Raw genomic sequence first — 20,443 nt, forward strand, 5'->3', positions numbered from 1 at the left:
CCTTTGATACCAGCCTATTTCTTCTCTATCCTAACCACACACTCAACATGTCCAGTCTGCGGAAACATACCCACTGTCTGAAAGGAAATGACTTGACTGAACTTGCTGAGAAATGACCCTCTAAAAATGAAATGCTTTAACTTTACTTTATTGATACTAACAATTCCTTCAAAACAAAAACTATATCCTCGAATGAAACATCTTTTGCATAGCTGTAATTTTTCTTATATTTATCCCATAGCTTTTTCAAATCTTTACTGTTTTCAACAACTGATATTCTTTTTTCAATATTTTCAAATATATGTGTTGTTCCCTTATGTTTCGATGTTTTTAAAATTGCTTCATTAAACAGCTTTTTATTGAAGTCTTGTGTTTTTGTCAATATATATATATCATAAAAATCTCTTAATCTTGTGTTAAATTCTCCACGCCTTAATATTGTCTCATATTTTTCCGCTAAAACTGTTTCTATGTTATATGCCCAAATATCAATAGTGTTATCATCAAAAATCATTTTAAATCTATATAAGATTTCTCTTGGCGTTATAGCATCTCCTGTTGTAATATCAATTTGCATTGGAGTTATAATGGTATCGTAAACAGATTGTATACTTGCCCTGTACCCACCATAATCATCATCTTCTCTGGTAGGCTCAACCTTAATATAAGAAAAGATTACGTCATCGTCTACATCAATTGAGCAAATATCATTTATAGCCCTTGATAATGAATCCTCATTTAATGGATATCCTTTTAACGTTGCATCCATATCCATTGTTGAACGATTATCTATCCCCACAATGGCAGCTATTAACATACCACCCTTTAATATAAACTTATTCTTGTATTCAGATTTTGATATGCGTTCTAAAAACCTCTCAAACATATAGTTTTGCAAAACAACTTGTGCAGACATATCTTTGCTTTTGGCAAGGTTTTTAATTTTCGCCTTTAAACTCATGCCTTTGCTACTCATAAAAGTACCTCCATATATTTTTTGATTATTTTATCAACATGGAATTTTTTCGCATATTCGCCTAGCAAATTAAAATCAGCAGATTTTAGTTTAATATATCTCTTTAAAGCGTCATTTAAAATCTGAATGTCTATTTTGTTTCTGCTTCGTACAATATCACAAATTGTCCTCTCAATATTATACAATTTAATATCATTTCCAAAAGAAGTTTTTGCGGTAGTAATACCTAACGAATGTAATTCATTTTTTATATAATAAACCTTGTTGTTTTCAGAAATACTTGTTACAACCTTATAACTACTTGGTACAGTTGCTGAATATTCAAAGGGCGTTCTATCAGATAACCCATGTATAAACAGAGCTGTTTCATGTGAATAAATTAACTTTGGATATTTAATCTGCATATAATACATCTCATCTTCAATTTCACCCGACAAAACATATACACCTCTGCTTACTCGTTCTAATTTCCCCATACTCACAAGCTTAGATAAATACGTTCGTGGAATATTTAGACGTGTTAAATCTGCTGTAAATAATGTACCATTATTTTGCTCAATTAAATTTTCCAATTCATTTAAATAATCCATTTATCTCACCTCATTACAAAGATACTGATATTATACTTCAAATCAGTATCTTTGTAAACTTTTTTCAATATAAATCATAAAATTAAAAAAGCTAAAAATTCCTCACTAGGACATGTAATTATAATATAATCCTTATTTTCTAGCTAAGTTTACCTTTCAGAGTTAATACTATCTCAACATGTGCCTTTATGTACCATATAAAATAAGACTTTCTATTTCCGCTAAAAATGAATACCCCCTGTTGAAAATCCATAAAAGGTGTGCATTTATTTTATTCTAACCTATAATTTCATAACTTACAGCACAATTTCCACACTGCATTTTATCCAAAAAACAATAAAAACCCCTGAATTCAAGGGTTTTCCATTGTATCAATATTTAAGTTTTCTTATGGTGGAGGCGAGGGGTGTCGAACCCCTGTCCGAAAGCCATAACACCTAGGCATCTACGAGCGTAGTTAGTACTTTAGCATTCCCTCTATGTGACTCTTACTAACGAGATTCACGCTTTGGTAGCTTCATATTTTCCGTTTCTGGGTCAAAGCTTTCCCAGACTCGGTTCACCGCTGTCGGCGCCCTATCCTAAGTCGCGGTAATCAAAGGTAAGACGTAGCAGAACTAAGCTGCTAGTGCTAAATTATCGTTTGCGTTTAAATTGTCCCTATAGTTTTTTGACGCGGGTCCATAGGTTCCCTCGGCTCGCTTCCTCGATGCAACGTACCCCCGTCGAAACCAAGTACGCCCCCGTATTGTCAAAAGATTTAATTCAAATCTCTTGCAATGCAATAATATGTGTATCCTATTGCATATTTATAACGCAATTTTATATTTATTTTGTTTTTGTGTTTTTGTAAATGAATTAAATTTTAGTTTTTAATGTTTTACTGCCTTGCTGTCTATGTCTTAATAATACACTATATTAGGAGCTTTATCAAGTGCTAATATTATGTATTTCTTGTGTAATAGTGCTTATTATCTCATACTTTCCTTGAACTGCCTAGCCATATCTCTCTTGGCATCTTTTTCAAGCATAGCATCTCTCTTATCATAATCTTTCTTACCGCGAACAATACCAAGATTAACTTTCACTTTAGTATTTTTAAGATAAATAGATAATGGAACTAGAGTAAACCCCTTTTGTGATGTAAATCCTTGTAGTCTATTTATTTGTTCTTTATGAAGTAATAACCTTCTAACTCTTAATGGATCAGCATTAAATTGGTTCCCATTTTCATAATGACTTATATGCATATTTTTTATAAATACTTCACCGTTTATAACATCTGCATAACTATCTTTTAAATTTGCCTTTCCAGCTCTAATAGACTTTACCTCTGTACCAACAAGTTCTATTCCAGCTTCCATTGCTTCTTCTATAAAATAATCATGTCTTGCTTTTCTATTTTCCACTAGTGTTTTGTTTCCTGTTTCCTTTGCCATAACCTCACCTACTTTATTCTTATTAATATATAATTATACTCTATAACCCATTCTTTTTCAAGAAAATGTGGATTATGTTTACATGGCTGTAGATTCACAAATCGCTCTTTAAAATAATAAACAGAAGAGGCACTTATTTCTCCTCACTTGAGGCGATTAATCCTTCTCAAGTGAGGAGGTTAATCCTCTTCTGTATCTTTATTTTTGAATTATTCTACAATACCGTACTTTTACTTTGTGGAATCATCTTTTATAAGTTCATCTAAATCCTTAACGGAATATTCTTCTTCTTTTTCTTCTTTATCTTTATCATCTTTAATTATATCAAAATAAACCTCATGAGAAGCTAAATCAACTTTACTAACTATGATTCTTACCTCTTCGCCCAATTTATAAATGTTCTTAGTTCTCTCACCTACAAGGGTTAAATGTCTTTCATCAAAAACATAATAATCATCATCTAAGCTACTCATATGAACTAATCCTTCTATAGTATTTGGAAGTTCTATAAACAATCCAAAATTAGTCACTGAAGAAATAATACCGTCAAATTCTTGACCTATTCTTTCATTCATGTATTCTGCTTTCTTTAAATCATCTACTTCTCTTTCGGCTTCCATTGCTATTCTTTCCATATCTGAGGATTGTTTTGATGCTATCTCTACTTCTTTTCTTAATTTTTCTGTTCTTTTTTCACTTAAACCTGCATTTATAACCTCTTTAATTATCCTATGGATCATGAGGTCTGGATATCTTCTAATTGGTGAGGTAAAGTGACAATAATATTTGGATGCCAAGCCAAAATGACCGCTACATTCTGGAGAATATTTTGCTTTCATCATAGAACGAAGTAACAATGTGCTTAGCACCATTTCTTCTTTCTCACCTTTTACTTTTGCTATTACTTCTTGAAGCATTCTAGGGTGTATCTCTTTTCCCCACTTTATAGGGTATCCTAAATTATGTGCAAATTCACTAAAATGTATTAACTTTTCTTCATCTGGATCCTCATGGATTCTATATACAAAAGGTACATTAAGCCAGAACATATGCTCAGCTACAGTTTCATTAGCAATTAACATAAATTCCTCAATTACTCTATTTGCAATTCCTCTTTCATAAGGAACAATGTCTACAGGTTTTCCAAATTCATTTAATAATATTTTACACTCAGTAAAGTCAAAATCTATAGCACCTCTACCCATTCTCTTTTTATTAAGAATGGCACATAAATCTTCCATATGTTTAAAATCTTCATATAAATAATCATATTTTTCCATTGTTTCTGCGTCTTTATCTCTTAATATTTTTGTAACATCAGTATAAGTCATTCTTTCATTAGTTTTTATAATGGTTTCTACTATCTCATGGTCTATAGTTTTACCAGTCTTGTCTATTTCCATAAAGCAACTAAGAGCCAGCCTATCTACTTTAGGATTTAAACTACAAACTCCATTAGATAATTTTTTAGGAAGCATTGGTATAACCCTATCAATTAAGTATACTGAAGTTGCTCTAGTTAAAGCTTCTATATCTAGTGGGTTTTTCTCTTTAACATAGTGAGAAACATCCGCTATATGAACACCTAAACGATAGTTGCCATTATCTAAAATCTCAATAGATACAGCGTCATCTAAATCTTTAGCATCCTCACCGTCTATAGTTACCATCTGCAAGTCTCTTAAATCTGTTCTTCGCGTATATTCTTCTTCTGGGATTTTTTCAACTATATTGTCTGCAAAGGCTTCAACTTTTGCTGGAAATTCTTCTGGCAACTTATGTTTCTTAATTATAGTTAATATGTCTATACCTTGATCCCCTTTATTTCCAAGAATCTCTACGATTCTTCCTTCAGGATTTCTTCTTTGTTCTGGCCACTCAGTTATTTCAGCTATTACTATTTGACCTGTTTTGGCACCATTTCTTTCTGCTTTAGGGATAAATATATCTTGAGCAATCCTCTTATCATCTGCTACTACAAAACCAAAGTTTTTGCTGTCATCATAAGTCCCTATTATTGTTTTATTAGATCTTTCTATTATTCTTGTAATCTCACCTTCACATTTCTTACCATTGTTTACTTCTTTTAAAATCTTTGCAAGAACTCTATCACCATTCATTGCTCCATTCACATTATCTGCTGGAATAAATATATCTGGTCTTTCCTCGTCCGCTATTACAAATCCAAAACCTCTTTGATGACCTTGGAATTTACCACTTACAATACCCATCTTCTCTGGAATACCATAATGCTCAGTTCGTGTTTTAACTATTTGACCATCTTTTTCCATTTCAGATAATAGTTTAGTAAAGTCTTTCATGTTTGCTTTTTTAATACTAAATACTTTAGATAATTCCGCTATGTTCATAGGCTTGTATGCTTGTTCTGTCATAAAGCTTATTAGTGTTTCTTTTATATCCATAAGATTTTCCTCCTATATAATTTTATTAATTTATTTTTTAAATCATTCCTGAATAATATTCATTATAACTTTAGTATTAACTAACTATTATGGCGAATTATACATCTAATACTACATTTACTTATCTTTATTATAATCCAAAAAATAAATCTAGTATATACTATATGATTATATACTTCCCCATTTCCCAATAAAAAATGCCCACATTAAATAGTTTTATTTAATGTGAGCGTTTTGTCGGAATACTATGTACAAACATTTCTTCTCAGAAATCGACTTTTTTTGCAAAATAAAACAGCCCTTGGGGTTGGGCTGTTTTATAATAAATAAAAAGGGGGCTATTTATCTCTCTATTTATCTTTACTCTTTAATTATATTAAACTTAACTAAAGTTTGCAAGGTTTTTTTGAGATTTTATTGTAAATATTTTTTAAAATGGCGACATTTTATTCACATTTTATTCATTTTCACCGTATATTACGGTATTATAAAATGTCATTAAACCTGTTTTAATGAGTTTATTTCTTCTTCTGTCAATTCTCGATATTGTCCTTCTGATAAACTTTCATCTAATTTTAATGGTCCAAAACTAATTCTTCTTAAAAATACAACTTTTTTATTTACACTTTCAAACATTCTTTTTACCTGATGAAATTTACCTTCCTGAATAGTAACCATTACTTCTGATCCATTCTCATTTGCACTTAATACTTCTAGTATTGCTGGCATACATTTATATCCGTCATCTATTACAACACCATTCTTAAAGGTGGAAATATCCTTTTCATCTATAAATTTATTAATTTCAGCATAATACACTTTATCTACATGATTCTTAGGTGCTATTAATTTATGATTTAACTCCCCATCATTAGTAATTAGTAGTAATCCCACTGTATCTTTATCAAGCCTGCCTATAGGGAATGGCTTAAAGGAATGGTACTGCTCATCTAACAAATCAATTACAGTTTCATCATGATTATCTACAGTAGCAGAAACAACACCCGCTGGCTTATTCATAATTAAATATATGTGTTTTCTATATTTAATTTCTTCACCAGATACCTTTATTACAGCCTTATCCGGATCAATCTTCATAGCACTATCTGAAGCTATAATTCCATCAATCTCTACTTTTCCTTTTTTTAATAATCCCTTTACTTCTTTTCTTGTTCCATGACCTAAATTTGACAATACTTTGTCTATTCTTTCCATATAAATTCATCTCCTCAACTGTTTCTTAAAACCAATAGTAAAACATATAAATAATTATTATATACAATTATTATAAACCCTTTTCTCATAAAAAAAACAGCCTTGAAAAGCTGTTTTAACTTTATTCCAATACTTCTATCTCCATTATATCATAATCTTCATATGAAATACTCTTATAAAAATTTTTTGATAATACCAGCACTTTATACATTCCTTTAGTAAAGGGCATAAATGTATAATCATTTTTCTTGCTAAATCTTTGTGCTAAGGTCCATTCCTCCTTTTCCATAAGATAAAACTCATATACCACATCTCTGCCTCCCAGATTTTCCGTTACAAATGTTATTGCTTCATTGGCCTTAAAATTTGTCTTATCGCATAAAATCCTTGTATCTGTTATAGGTAATGTCTCATGTACTTGTATTTTTATTTCCTTCATACAATCATATTCCTCTATGCTAGCTTTATTTTTCGCCCTAAGCTCTATTAAATAATTTCCACTAGATTTTGGTTTAAGCTCGTAATTCTTATGCTGCACAAAGTTTGTTTGTTCCACTAAATGACCATTTATTTTCAAAATATAATTCACAAGGGTATTTCTTGTGTTTTCAGATATTACTTCCAGTGCAATAGTATCCCCTACCATATAATATTCTCGTGTGGGCATTAAAATATAGTCTATTTTAGCTGGAATACACACCAAAGCCTCAATATATACCACTGCGTGGCAATCGAATTCTCTTTTAGAGTATTTATCTTTTACTCTTACCTCTAATTTGAATTTACCGCTTTTTCCTGGAGTAAAATCTGCAAAATCATGTGTCCCAAATTCAATTCTTTCTATTTCAGTATCATTCTCAAAAATGGAAAAACCATATCTTAGAGAAGTTCCTCCTGTTGCTTTAACTTTTACATGAACAACTTCATTTATTAGTACAGGATTTTTCTTATCCAAAATTATATCATCAATAATAACATTTGTATTCCCTATATCATCAATCATAAAGTCTAAACAAACACTCTTCTCATATTCTCCTTCAAAAGATGAATCCTTAACCCACAAGCAAGCTTTATATTCTCCTGCTTCACTTGGTGTCCATATATAATTATTTTTTCTAATATAACCTGAATCCTCTATGCACTTTCCCTTGATTTTAAATTTGTACAATAATTCTTTCCCACCTCTAGCAATACATCTCAAATTAATAGGAGTATCGCATAGTTGTGGAGAACTTAAATCACTAGTAAAACTTTGTATATCTATTTCTTCATAAGGCTTTACGGTATAATGAATCAATGCTCTATCATCAAACTCATGAAGTGAATACATATCCTTTGCCATGCATAATAGCTTATAACTTCCCATATCTTCTTCAACATAACTAACTAATTTTTTAGTTGAATAATCTTGTATGCATTTACTATCCCCCTCAGGATTAATTTTTATAAATTTGTATAAAATCATTCTACTGTCCTCATGGATTGCCTCTACATCAAAAACTAGTTCCCTACCTGAAAGCAAATCTTCGGTCAAACATTTAAATTTCATAATTTCTAAGGGTTGCACAGATTTTACATTGAATTGTATTTTCATAAAGTCATCAAAAATATTTTTAGAATCTAAATTCTTGCATTCTACCAAAAATTCTTGCTCTCCAGAATATTTCGAAGCCCAAGTCATTACATTTTCTGATGAATAATCCTTTATAAGTAACCAATTTCCATTATTACGTATCCAATACCTATACATAATAGGAACCTGCTTTGTCTCTACTGTTAAGGTGATTTTTTCACCTACCATTATTTCTTTTTTGTCTATGTAAATATCACTTATTAACTTTTCGTAAAAATTACCAACTACATATTCGGTTTTCGACATAAAATCAAAAGCTTTTTTGCTTTCTTTTCTTTTAGCTTGTACCATTATTGAATACTTAGCATCTGCTTCCGGTTTCCATAGAACGGAAGTAGTTGCACTTAATTCCTTTAAAGTAGTCCATGTCCCTTCCATTCCTATAAGAAATTTATAGTCCAGATTATCCTCTATCTCATTTTCAATACTTACTACAATTTCTTTATGTTCTTCCTCAGGATTTTCTATGTTAAACAATATATTCATTTCATTCACTCAAGTTCACCTACCTTTATAAATAAGCTACACAATGGATTTTTTAAAATCTTCCTCTATATTGGTATATTATACTATGATTCCATAATTTGTAACAGTGTTTACTTTCTTTTTTTTCTTTTATTTAATGACATAAATACTTATGATTTTAATTTAAAATAATAATATTACGAATTTTATAATTTTTTATGGTAGCGATATTGTTATTATAATATTTATTAATAGGGTAAAACTATTATAACCATAAATTATTTTTAATAATTGTTGAAAGGAGAGATATTATGGCTCACAAAAAACTAGATCATTATAATCCAAATTATCCTTACAAAAAAGAAGACATAACTATTGATAAAAGCAATAAGTCTGGTTATCCTATGCTAGAGCAGGTAAATAACGCTTCCCTATATCCTGAATCTATCAAAGACAATATCGATATGAAAGATATGAATACCGCAGATTAATTGCTTTTTTATGACCAATTCAAAAATTGACCTGCACTCTTGTGACTTTAATCATGGACGGCATTACCTAAATTAAATCATCATCTGAAATTCTGTTAAACACTTGAAAGTTTTAGAGGACTAAACAATTATGAATTGTTTAGTCCTCTAAAATAACCTTTAACATGTCTAATAGCCTCAGTTACTGGCTATGTTTATATATTTCAAATCTTATATAGCAATCATTTTACTGCTATGATTGCGCTTTTAAAATCAATTTAATTAAATTGTGATAGAGCTTTTCATCATCTTCTGATGTTCTTTTTTTAGGACCAAAGGTTTTACCTCCACTACGTCTTAATTTACCAGACATATGCCTTTCAAATAATAGCTTATCAATGTTATCATCATCATAGATATGTCCTTTAGGTCCCATAGCATAGGCGCCTTTAGCTAAAACCATAGCAGCAACTCCAAAGTCTTGAGTAATTATTATATCTTTAGATTTTGCTTCATTAGCTACTTTCATATCAACACTTTGAAACCCACTATCCGCATACCTTATTTGCGCATAATCACTATTTAAAACATGATTAATATCACAATACATAATGAGTTCTATAGAGTGCTCTATAGCTGCTTTTTCTATTAGATTTTTTCCAGGGCACCCATCTGCATCAACAATAATTCTCATTTTTCTAAAGCCTTTTTTCTAGATCTGCTTTTATATCTTCATATCCTGATTTTCCAAGAAGAGCAAACATATTCTTCTTGTATGCTTCTACTCCTGGTTGATCAAAAGGATTAACCCCTGATAAATATCCGCTTACTGCACAAGATTTTTCAAAGAAATAAGCCATATGTCCAAAATTATATGCTGTGAGTGCTGGAATATTTAAAATAATATTAGGTACATCTCCATCATTATGAGCAAGTACTGTTCCTTGGAAAGCTTTTTTATTAACAAAATCCATAGTTTTACCTGCTAAAAAGTTCAATCCATCTAGATCTCCACTTTCTTCTTTTACTACCACTTCTATTCTTGGCTTTTCTACATTGATAACTGTTTCAAATATATTTCTTACACCTTCTTGAATATATTGTCCCATAGAATGTAGATCTGTAGAAAAATTAACCGCTGCTGGGAATATTCCCTTTTGATCTTTTCCTTCACTTTCGCCATAAAGCTGTTTCCACCATTCTCCAAAATATTGAAGTGCTGGCTCATAGTTAACTAAGATTTCTGTAACCTTGCCTTTTCTATATAGTGCATTTCTAGCTGCTGCATATTTGTAACAATCGTTCTTATTTATATCTTCAACGCTGTATACTTCCCTAGCATCTGCTGCACCCTTCATCATTTCATCAATGTCTATACCTGCTACTGCTATTGGAAGTAATCCTACAGGTGTTAGCACTGTGAATCTTCCACCTACATCATCTGGAATTACAAAAGTTTCATAGCCTTCTGCATCTGCTAATTTTTTTAGAGCTCCGCGGGACTTATCCGTAGTAGCAAAAATTCTTTCTTTTGCTCCTGCTTTTCCATATTTCTTTTCTAATAGTTCTTTAAATATTCTAAAAGCAATAGCTGGCTCTGTAGTAGTTCCTGATTTTGATATTACATTTACAGAAATATCTTTTCCCTCTACAGCATCAAGTAAATCTGCCATATATGTAGAGCTTATATTATTTCCAGCAAAAAATATTGCCGGAGATTTTCTTTTTTCGTTTGAAAGACTGTTATAAAAGCTATGAGATAATGCTTCTATAGCAGCTCTAGCTCCTAGGTAAGATCCTCCTATTCCAATTACTATTAAGACTTCAGAATTATTTCTTATTTTTTGTGCTGCCTTTTTAATTCTATCAAATTCTGATTTATCATAATTTACAGGAAGGTCTATCCATCCTAAAAAATCACTTCCTGGGCCTGTTTTATCACTAAGCATTTTGTGCGCAGTAGATACCATTGGTTGAAAATAAGAAACTTCATGTTCACCTAAATAGGGAACTGTTTTGCTTAAATCTAAAGATAAAATCTTTTCCATTAATATTCCTCCTTGTTTCTCTCTTGAGAGCAAAACAATTAATAATTATTTTGCTCTTTATTTTTCATTTAGTATATAAACTTTTATAGAATTGGGCGTACAACCGTTATCCCTTTAGGACAGCTATCGATTGCCTGGCTTATCGGTTAACTTATTAAAATAATATACAATAATTCTAGTTTATTCGGTTAAATAAATCAAGTTTTTAAATAGAATTTAGTATTTATAACATATTATGCTATTGTAATTTGTGAAACACTATAAAATTGAATTTTTAAAAAACATCATAATTAAATATTCAACCTACTTACTAGCTTTAGTATTTTCTGCGAATGTTTTATTTATTCTAATAATTTTTACACATAATAAATTAAAAATAATATAGGATGTACTTCATTGCATGCTGTTGCATATATTAAATTATATTATTATATGAGGTGTGATTTTTTTGATTATTCATGTTGTAAAAAGCGGAGAAAGTTTGTATGAAATTTCTAAATTATATGGAGTTTCATATAATAAAATTGCTTCTGATAATGAACTTACAAACCCAAATGACCTTGTAGTAGGTCAAACCCTTGTAATACTTCAGGGGTCGAGGTCACATAAAGTCCTTCCTGGTCAATCTCTTTACATGATAGCTAAAATGTATGGTGTAACTGTTCCAAATTTAATCCATGCAAATCCTAACCTTACAAACTATACACTAATTTATCCTGGTGAAATTATTATTATACCTCCATCTACGCAAAAATTAGGTTCCCTTGAAGTTAATGGCTATGCTCTTCCTAGTACAGATATGGATGTTCTTGTAAAAACTCTTCCTAGTCTCACTTATCTTAGTATATTTAGTTATCAGATATTAGCTAATGGGACTTTAAAAGGCATAAATGATGTTCCTTTAATAGATGCTGCTAGAAAAGCTAAAGTAGCTCCTATGATGGTAATTACAAATTTAAAAGAGGGCGGAGGATTTGATAGTGACCTAGCCCATATTATACTTACAAATGAAAAAATTCAAAATACACTATTGGATAACATAATTAATATATTAAAAGCCAAAAATTATTATGGTTTAGCTATAGATCTAGAATATATCTACCCAGAGGATAAGCAAAACTACAATAATTTTTTACGCAAAACAGTAGACAAACTAAAGCCCTTAGGCTTTATTGTTACTACCGCTTTAGCTCCTAAACCCAATGGTGATATAAAGGGATTACTCTATGAAGCTCATGATTATCCGTTCCATGGTGCAATAGCATCCCATGTTATACTCATGACTTATGAGTGGGGATATACAGCAGGTCCACCGATGGCAGTAGCTCCAATTAATGAAGTAAAAAAAATCCTTGATTATGCTGTAACAGTAATTCCAAGCAAAAAAATATTTATGGGCATACCTAATTATGGCTATGATTGGACTCTGCCTTATGTAAAGGGAACTAAAGCAACTGCACTTGGTAATGTAGAAGCGGTAGATCTTGCAAGAAAAGTATTTGCATCTATTCAATATGACTATACTTCTCAAGCGCCATTCTTTAACTATTACGATGCTAATGGAAAAAGACATGTAGTTTGGTTCGAAGATGCTAGGAGTATGAACGCTAAACTTAGAACAGCTAATGCATATGATTTAGGTGGAGTTAGTTACTGGACCATCGGAAAATACTTCCCTCAAGCTTGGCTGGTTCAAAATTCGCTATTTGATATAAAAAAATTGCTTTAGAGTTTTTCTTAGATTATGCTATAACTAAAAGGATATATCGCTAGAAATGCATCTTACGCAATATATCCTTTTGTTAGCATAATCTAAGAAAAAATACTCATGTTACGATGTTATATAAAGATATGTATCAAAGCTTCTATCCACAGCTTCTGATACTATATCTACAAATTCGCTAATATCACTTTGTGTGCTAGCTTTTTCTAATGCTTTCATATAAATGTCTCTATTCTCTGCTTTTATAACGGTGATAGGATATCCATTACTCATTAAAATTAAATTCATAAGTAACCTAGCTGATCTTCCATTGCCATCAATAAACGGATGAATATATACAAATTTGAAATGAAATTCAGCAGCCAAATAGATTGGATGTAATTTATTTTTATTTTCACTATACCAATTGATCAATTCTTCCATTCTTTCATGAACTAAGAAATGTTCCACCGGTCTATGCTCACTACCACTAATTAAAACATTTGTTTTTCTATATTCTCCAGCATTTTTATTATCTATACTTTTTAATATTATATAGTGCAAATCTTTTATAACTCTTTCTGATATATTTATGTTCTTACTCACTATATCATCTATATAATCTATTGCTTCTTTATGATTTATTACCTCTAGATGCTCACGTAAACTCTTACCTCTTCCTATGGTTAGTCCCTCTTCTAAAATCACTTTAGTTTCTGTAATTGTTAGGGTATTTCCTTCTATAGCATTTGAATTATATGTAAGTTCTACATCAAAATACTTTTTCAAATTTTCTATAGCATTGCCATTTAATGGTCTTCTGTCATCTAATAGTACCTTTTTCTCATCTATTTGTTTAAACATAATTTACCCCCGGTCTATATTATAAATTGTTTCTTTTACCCGCTCATTAATGTTCACTATTTATATTATATCCTAAAATATATTTTTTACTATATCTGAAAGACTTACTTTCCTTATAACACTAAAATTAAACTTCCAAATGGCTGTATTTCCTGCGTATATACCTTTATTTTCAGCAACTGTAACATCAATAGAGTATGTATTCTTTTCCGCTAGTTTTAAATCCACAATGTTTACACCTATACCCCCAACTCCTGTGTCTGGTACGAAGTCATGTTCTTTTGCACTTGCACTCAAACTAATCTTTTCCTTTGTTGTAGCTGTTATATTTATTTTTCTACCTTCTTTAATCTTTTTACCATTAATTTTTACTTCATAACTCCACTTGTTGCCTACGCTATTATTTTGTATTAAATTTGCACTACAAAATTGAACTGTAAATTTCATATTACCATCTTTAGGTATTGCACTTAATGCTTTATTCTTTCCGTAAAAATATAGAAATCTTAATAATATTATCAATATAATTAGCAAAGTGATTATTATAATTTTATTTTTTAGAATTATACCTGATGGGGCAAACCTCTTACCTCTCATTATCTACTTAAATCTCCTTATACATTTGATATATATAACTTATATTCGTAGATTTAATTAATAATTCCTTATAGGATAATAAAGTAAGTATTCTTTCCCATTTTCTTAGGAATATCTATTTCAACTTAAATGTTCTTGGAGCTACTCTATAGGTTAAAATGAGCGCAACCAACATATATACAATAGTTGTTATAATAACCCCTGCTGTAAAATAATATGGTGGCGTCTTAATTCGAAGACATATATAGCTAGCCATATAAACCACCATGTTTACGAACTTAAATAATGGGCTTTTTACGGTTAATTGTGCTGTATAGGGTTGCAACACATAGTACATAAACAAATGATGTATAGAGAAGAAGCAAGCTAAGCAAATTACACACAAAAATAATGGCATCATGTAAATAAGCTCTGAACTATAACCACTAGCTAAAATAATACAAGCTATAGCAAGGCATAAAGTTAAGGCTGGTATCAAGTTAAGAATAACTACCCTCTTAAGCCTTGAAGTGAAATTTGCTAAAATCACATTTGCTTCTCGATAATAACCATATCTTAATAAACTTGCATCACAATTATAAAACATAGCCTTACAAATTCTTTCTCCCGTTGACATGCTATACATTATAAATACCAACATGGGAATACTTTTTTTAATTTCCATGACCATATTCCCCTTTTTACTTGGCATAAAAAACACCAAAAACATACCTATTAAAAATACAATACCTATGAAAATAACTCTTCCCTTTATAGGTCCTACCATTATTCTTCTAAATCGAAGAAAAAACAATGAGTTTAAATATTCATACCCCTGCTTCTTGTTATATTTCTTTGTGTTTAAGTCTTCCTTGCTCATTTTCTTTTCATCTAATTTCACATTTCCAAAATTCATATCTGTTTTAAAAGCCTCTTTATTAAATAAATTATCCTTAGTTAATAAAGTTTTTGCTATTGGTGTATATTTACTATATCTCCATAGGTATGTAAAAGCTACCACACCTAGTCCTAATACAGTAATCACCACAAAAATATTAAATAATATTGGATTAAAATCAATAGTAAGTCCTAATAATGGCAATGCATAGGCAAGGGCAAGTCCACAAATAATTACTACCGACATAAATAACCATTTTTGTGCTAACACCACTTCTATCTTATCATATATAAAAAGTTGAACCCACTCTCCAATCAATATAAAAGCTATTAATTCAACTACAAGCACTACAGCTTTTAAGGGTGAAAATCCTATTATTAATCCTATAATTATTACTGGAAGGACAAAGTATATAAAATCTTTTATATTTCTATATATTATTTCCCCAAGATAGTATTCTCTTGCATCAGCCCTCATTAAGGTTATCATATTAAAGGCCGATTTGTTGGTTTTCTCAAAAATTATAGTTTTAATAAGTGGTGCCGTAACAAAGCTTAAAAAGAAAAGCATATGTAGAAAAATTGGTTGCATCTTTGCTATGTCCTTAGTCATTAAATAGGCGGGTAGAATAATCATTATTCCCAAATAAGCAACCTTGCCTAAAAATCCACCAAGCGCCCCTAAAATTTCACGTATAACTCCTATAACTATTTTAGCATGAGTTCTTTTATATATATTATCAGGAATCTTTTTTCCTAAAAGGGGTATCCTTTTAAGGAAATATATAAAGGTATTAGCCCGCTCTACAAAAGACACCTTAAAACTATTTATAAATGTATTAATCATTACCTTCCTCCTTCAAAATTTCCATAATCCTCTCTTCAAATTCAGCACTCTTTAGAATCTCACTATCCACTTCTTCTAAAATGCAATTATTTAAAACCAATATTTCATCACATAAATCTGTAGCCAGTTGAAGAATATGGGTGGAAAAAATAATAATGTGCTCACTTTTCATTTCCTTTAACAAATTCTTGATTTCTAGTGCCACCACCACATCGAAAGAAGTTAAGGGTTCATCTAGCAAAATCACAGGAGGTTTAGTAATTAAAAGGCAAACCATCTGCATTTTATTTTTCATTCCATGAGAATATCCCTTCATCAAACGATATCTGTCTTCATCTTTAATCTTTATAATATCAAAATACTCATCTATGGTAAGTAAGTTTTCAATCTTATCTTTATTAATATCAATATAAAATTTCAAAAACTCATATCCTGTTAAAAACTCTGGTAGTACGGGTTCTGAAAAAACATATCCTACTTTTTTGTAATCTATTCCCTGAATAGCTTGTCCCTCTTCGATGATACTCACACTACCACTTTCGTATTTAAGTTCCCCACTGATACAGTTAAAAAGAGTGGTCTTACCTGCCCCATTTCGTCCTAGTAGTCCATATATTTTCCCTTTTTCAAAGGTATAAGATGCTTTTTTTAGCACCTGTTTCTCCCCATAATTTTTTTCTATATCTTTAAGAATTAATTTCATTTTATTATTCCCCCTCATTGCTTACTTTACCTTATTTTTAAATTTTATTTTTGTGGAATCCAGCAAGCAAAAATTGTACTATTTCCCTCTGAAAATATCATGACTTCACCTTCATGCCTTTCTATTACCAAATTAACAATGCTAAGGCCCAGGCCCACGCCAGTGCTTGCTTTTTTGCTTCTGGAGTCATCACCCTGATAAAAAGGTAAAAACACTTTATTTTTATCCTCTTTTGAAATGCACACACCTTCATTTTTAATTAAAAGTATACACCCTTCATTTTTATGGAGCTTTATCTCCTCAATATCCTTATAGCTAAGCCATTGTGTAAGATTTTTATCCTTCATTGAAAATGCACCCATATAAATATGTCCATTTTTAGGAGTGTATCTTAGAGCATTAGACATTAAATTATCCACCACTCTTGTCATCTGGCTTACATCCACCGTACATTTACCCTGAAGACTTATTTCGGTGCTAAGCTTAATTTCATTTTTTTCACAATCCTCCGCGTAACCCGAAAAGAGCATTTCAAAAAGTTCATGACCTTCAACCTCCACAAAATTCATTTCGTAATCTGTAGTTAGTAGGTTGTACATTAATAGATCATCTATCATTTTTTTCATGTAATCACTTTTATTTAATATAACTGAGGCTTTATTTTTAATTTTCACCATATCTGAATCCTTTTCATTAATAATAGCTTCTGAATAAGCTCTTATAGCTGTCAAAGGGGTTTTTAGATCATGGGATATTGCAGAAATCATATATTCCTTTGTTTTTTGCTGTGTTTCTATAGTTTTCCTTTTATCCTCTATATCTTTTTTCATGGTATTGAAATTGGTAATTATTTCACCTATTTCATCCTTGCTTTCATATTTAACTGTATTACCCTCTCCTGTGGCAAAATTATTCATTCCCTCTACTAACAGTTTTATGGGTTTATTAAATTTTCTATTAAGTAATAATATTACTACTACATAAATTATCATAAGTACAGCTATGAAACAGATTATTGCAATTATGGTTTTATTGTTCACTTCCTTAACAAAACTATTTCTTGCAATAGTAATTTTATAAAATCCTATTAAATCACTATCCACAAATACTGGTTTTTTCAAGGTATAAGCCTTATAACCAGTAACAACCTTGTACAAATCAGAGTACAATTCTTGTTTTGAACTATAGAACATATTACTTTTATTAGAATTATATATTTCTGCTCCTGCATCATTATATAATTCTATTAGTACTGAATTTTTCTCTTTACTTGTTACAAATTCTCTATCTTTTACTAAGTTTAAATTGTATATTTCAGGGCTTTGTATTTTATCTTCATAAACTTTAAATTTACTCATAATGAGTAAATAATCTTTTAAATCATTATTTTTATTGTAATCTATGATAAACTTAAACAATAATGCAGCAGTAATTATTGGTGCTAACATTACAACTAAATGAGATAGACTAAGCCATTTTTTCAGTTTCATATGTTGCGCTCTCCTATAAATTTATACCCAGTCCCCCATATCGTCTGAATATATGTTGGATTTTTTATATTATCTTTTATTTTTTCTCTAAGGGCTTTAATGTGCACAGTAACAGTATTATTGCCCTTTACGTCAATATTTTTCCATATATGCTTATAAAGGTCTTCTTTTGAAAATACTTTATTGGGGTTTTGAGCCATTAAAAGCAAAATATCAAATTCTTTTGAAGTTAAGGATATTTCATAATCTTCAAGCATTACTCTATTATCCTCTAAAATTATTGTTAACCCTTTATTAAATTCTAATTTTCTATCTAATGGAATACTGTTTTCTCTTTTCCTATTTCTTCTTAAATGAGCTTCGATTCTAGCAGATATCTCCATAAGGCTAAAAGGCTTTGTCATATAGTCATCCGCACCTGATTTTAATCCCTTTACCTTATCTAAATCTGTTTGTTTTGCACTAACAATTATTATTGGTACGTCTTCATTTAACCATCGTATGTTTTTACACAAGGTAAATCCGTCCATTTCCGGAAGCATAACATCTACCATAACCAGCTGAAACTCCTCTTTCTTAAAATCTTCTAGCCCTTCTTTACCTGTAGACGACCATATTACTTTATAATTTTCTTTTAGCAAATGCTCTTTAATTATGCTAGCAATGGCCTCATCGTCCTCAACTATTAGTATTTTTTCTTTCATATGTTATTCCTCCATAAAATGCTTATATATATAATATTATAGCATTTTATATCTATTTATAGGTTATGATTACCTTTTAAATTCATTGATAAAAAAACATTACATATACAAGTGTTGTACATGTAATGTTTTTTATTAATTTGTAAGCACTAAACCTTCCACTAACTTTTTAGCATCTTCCATGGTAAGTTTTGGATTATCCATAAATATACTATAATTAAGATCATTTTCAATCCACCACATGCATTTAATCGACTCCATAACTGATGCTTTTTTACCTCTTATACTTATTTCCTTTTCACCTGGTACTTTTAAACTTTCTTCATTGCTATCAGTCTTTTTATTACCATCCATTACGGTAGTTAAAGTAAAGGCTACAGCTCCATCTTTTTCGTAAATTTGATTTATTTCTTTATGCTTGGTTTTTTCAATATTTAAATACTTAACCTCTTTTAACTTATAAGATGCATTTTCTTTCATGTGTAATAGAGGTTTTCCTGCTATTTTATCAGCCTGCTTTAAATCTATAGTAGTTTCATTGTTTTTTGCAATATCATCTATACTTTCAACCTTAACATCAGTTGGGAGCTTTTGTATAAATAAACTAGCCTCCAATTTAGGTGAGAAATCCAGTTTTGTATATTCTAAAATTGATTTGTTATTTCCAATCTCTGAAGTAGCTTTCACTAAAAACCAATTTGACTTTTCTATCCAATAATCTTGATTTCCCATAATACTATTTTTTTCTTTTGGCACTGCTGAAACATGATAGGTTTTAAATCTTCCAATATTCTCTTCTCCTTTTAAAGTTAACCCGTGTGTTTTACTTATATTTCCCAGTTGACTAATTAATTGATCCTTATAATTTGCATTTGCACTTTGGTCTAACTCAGCGCCTATTTTCATACTAAGAGCTTTTTTATCTTTTTGCGTATAGGATATAAGTTTATCTCCATCATTTGTGGTTACAACTTTTCCTGAGGTCTTATCCTCTGTTTCTATACGTGTTTTTATTTTGCCGCTAGAGTTATCATTCCATTGTTTAAAAAGCATGCTTTCTTTTAGCTTGTCATTTTCGTAGCTATCCATTTTAAATTCTCCATAATAAGACTTAGTTTTCTCATTTGCTTTCATTACATTTGTTATTACATCTTCTGGTATTAATACATCCCCTTTAAGGCTGCAACCTGTAAATATTGATGCTACAAGTGCTGCTCCGATAAACATAGTCATAATCTTTTTCTTACTCATAATAATCTCCCCTTTTCTAATTAGATAGTGTTAACACTATCTTTATTTTATTTATTTAAATCCTTGCTATTGCAAGGGTTTGTGCTATTTTAAACGTAAAAAAGCAATGACCCCCTCTTTTCTGATATAATTGTTGTATCTAACTCAACA

Annotated in this window: 17 protein-coding genes and 1 other RNA gene; 2 read left to right on the forward strand and 16 right to left on the reverse strand. The window is 30.4% G+C overall.

Features of this window, described 5'->3' with window-relative positions; translation table 11 throughout:
- Positions 1–142: 142 nt before the first annotated feature.
- The 7 genes from Ctaglu_RS21850 to Ctaglu_RS21880 all read right to left on the reverse strand — a co-directional run bounded on the left by Ctaglu_RS21850 (position 143) and on the right by Ctaglu_RS21880 (position 8,762).
- A complete protein-coding gene (locus tag Ctaglu_RS21850; RefSeq protein WP_125005742.1) occupies positions 143–976 on the reverse strand; it encodes a nucleotidyl transferase AbiEii/AbiGii toxin family protein in 834 nt (277 codons plus the stop codon).
- Positions 973–1,566 carry a type IV toxin-antitoxin system AbiEi family antitoxin domain-containing protein gene (locus Ctaglu_RS21855; protein WP_125005744.1) on the reverse strand — a complete coding sequence of 198 codons (594 nt, stop codon included), beginning with the start codon at positions 1,564–1,566 and terminating at the stop codon, positions 973–975. The genes Ctaglu_RS21850 and Ctaglu_RS21855 overlap by 4 nt, the downstream gene beginning before the upstream one ends.
- A gap of 391 nt (positions 1,567–1,957) precedes the next feature.
- Positions 1,958–2,311: a transfer-messenger RNA gene (gene ssrA / locus Ctaglu_RS21860) on the reverse strand.
- Positions 2,312–2,537: 226 nt separating this feature from the next.
- Positions 2,538–3,005, reverse strand: coding sequence for an SsrA-binding protein SmpB (gene smpB, locus Ctaglu_RS21865; RefSeq protein ID WP_125005746.1), 468 nt, complete (start codon positions 3,003–3,005; stop codon positions 2,538–2,540).
- 230 nt (positions 3,006–3,235) lie between these two features.
- Positions 3,236–5,428, reverse strand: coding sequence for a ribonuclease R (rnr, locus tag Ctaglu_RS21870; RefSeq protein WP_125005748.1), 2,193 nt, complete (start codon positions 5,426–5,428; stop codon positions 3,236–3,238).
- Between the two features lie 498 nt (positions 5,429–5,926).
- Positions 5,927–6,643: a pseudouridine synthase gene (locus tag Ctaglu_RS21875; protein WP_125005750.1), complete on the reverse strand. Its 717-nt coding sequence runs from the start codon at positions 6,641–6,643 to the stop codon at positions 5,927–5,929.
- 121 nt (positions 6,644–6,764) lie between these two features.
- Entirely contained in the window at positions 6,765–8,762 is a 1,998-nt protein-coding gene (locus Ctaglu_RS21880; protein WP_233439911.1) for a triple tyrosine motif-containing protein, read from the reverse strand.
- Positions 8,763–9,052: 290 nt separating this feature from the next.
- On the opposite strand from Ctaglu_RS21880, the gene Ctaglu_RS21885 reads away from it, so the two are divergent.
- On the forward strand, positions 9,053–9,232 hold the full coding sequence (locus Ctaglu_RS21885) for a hypothetical protein (protein WP_125005754.1): 180 nt from the start codon (positions 9,053–9,055) through the stop codon (positions 9,230–9,232).
- Positions 9,233–9,464: 232 nt separating this feature from the next.
- On the opposite strand, the gene Ctaglu_RS21890 is transcribed toward Ctaglu_RS21885, so the two are convergent.
- Entirely contained in the window at positions 9,465–9,905 is a 441-nt protein-coding gene (locus Ctaglu_RS21890) for a YaiI/YqxD family protein (RefSeq protein ID WP_125005756.1), read from the reverse strand.
- A 4-nt stretch (positions 9,906–9,909) separates the two neighbouring features.
- On the reverse strand, positions 9,910–11,259 hold the full coding sequence (locus tag Ctaglu_RS21895; protein ID WP_125005758.1) for a glucose-6-phosphate isomerase: 1,350 nt from the start codon (positions 11,257–11,259) through the stop codon (positions 9,910–9,912).
- A gap of 448 nt (positions 11,260–11,707) precedes the next feature.
- Here Ctaglu_RS21895 and Ctaglu_RS21900 point away from each other — a divergent pair, with 448 nt between their 5' ends.
- Positions 11,708–12,988, forward strand: a complete 1,281-nt coding sequence (locus tag Ctaglu_RS21900; RefSeq protein WP_125005760.1) for a LysM peptidoglycan-binding domain-containing protein — start codon at positions 11,708–11,710, stop codon at positions 12,986–12,988.
- Between the two features lie 102 nt (positions 12,989–13,090).
- Here the strand turns inward: Ctaglu_RS21900 and Ctaglu_RS21905 are convergent, their stop codons facing one another.
- The 7 genes from Ctaglu_RS21905 to Ctaglu_RS21935 all read right to left on the reverse strand — a co-directional run bounded on the left by Ctaglu_RS21905 (position 13,091) and on the right by Ctaglu_RS21935 (position 20,293).
- Complete coding sequence (locus tag Ctaglu_RS21905; RefSeq protein WP_125005762.1) at positions 13,091–13,825, reverse strand: Fic family protein; 735 nt, start codon at positions 13,823–13,825, stop codon at positions 13,091–13,093.
- A 72-nt stretch (positions 13,826–13,897) separates the two neighbouring features.
- A complete protein-coding gene (locus Ctaglu_RS21910; RefSeq protein ID WP_125005764.1) occupies positions 13,898–14,422 on the reverse strand; it encodes a hypothetical protein in 525 nt (174 codons plus the stop codon).
- Positions 14,423–14,537: 115 nt separating this feature from the next.
- Positions 14,538–16,145 (reverse strand): hypothetical protein, encoded by a 1,608-nt coding sequence (locus tag Ctaglu_RS21915; protein WP_125005766.1) that lies wholly within the window; start codon positions 16,143–16,145, stop codon positions 14,538–14,540.
- Positions 16,138–16,848 (reverse strand): ABC transporter ATP-binding protein, encoded by a 711-nt coding sequence (locus Ctaglu_RS21920; RefSeq protein ID WP_125005768.1) that lies wholly within the window; start codon positions 16,846–16,848, stop codon positions 16,138–16,140. Before Ctaglu_RS21920 ends, Ctaglu_RS21915 begins: the two co-directional genes overlap by 8 nt.
- Before the next feature lie 44 nt (positions 16,849–16,892).
- Positions 16,893–18,338, reverse strand: coding sequence for a sensor histidine kinase (locus tag Ctaglu_RS21925; RefSeq protein WP_125005770.1), 1,446 nt, complete (start codon positions 18,336–18,338; stop codon positions 16,893–16,895).
- Positions 18,335–19,042: a response regulator transcription factor gene (locus tag Ctaglu_RS21930; protein WP_125005772.1), complete on the reverse strand. Its 708-nt coding sequence runs from the start codon at positions 19,040–19,042 to the stop codon at positions 18,335–18,337. Before Ctaglu_RS21930 ends, Ctaglu_RS21925 begins: the two co-directional genes overlap by 4 nt.
- A 135-nt stretch (positions 19,043–19,177) precedes the next feature.
- The gene (locus tag Ctaglu_RS21935; protein WP_125005774.1) at positions 19,178–20,293 is read right to left on the reverse strand and encodes a LolA family protein; all 1,116 of its coding nucleotides are present in this window, start codon (positions 20,291–20,293) and stop codon (positions 19,178–19,180) included.
- Between the last annotated feature and the right edge of the window lie 150 nt (positions 20,294–20,443).

The organism is Clostridium tagluense (assembly GCF_003865095.1).
GTDB classification, from domain to species: domain Bacteria; phylum Bacillota; class Clostridia; order Clostridiales; family Clostridiaceae; genus Clostridium_AD; species Clostridium_AD tagluense.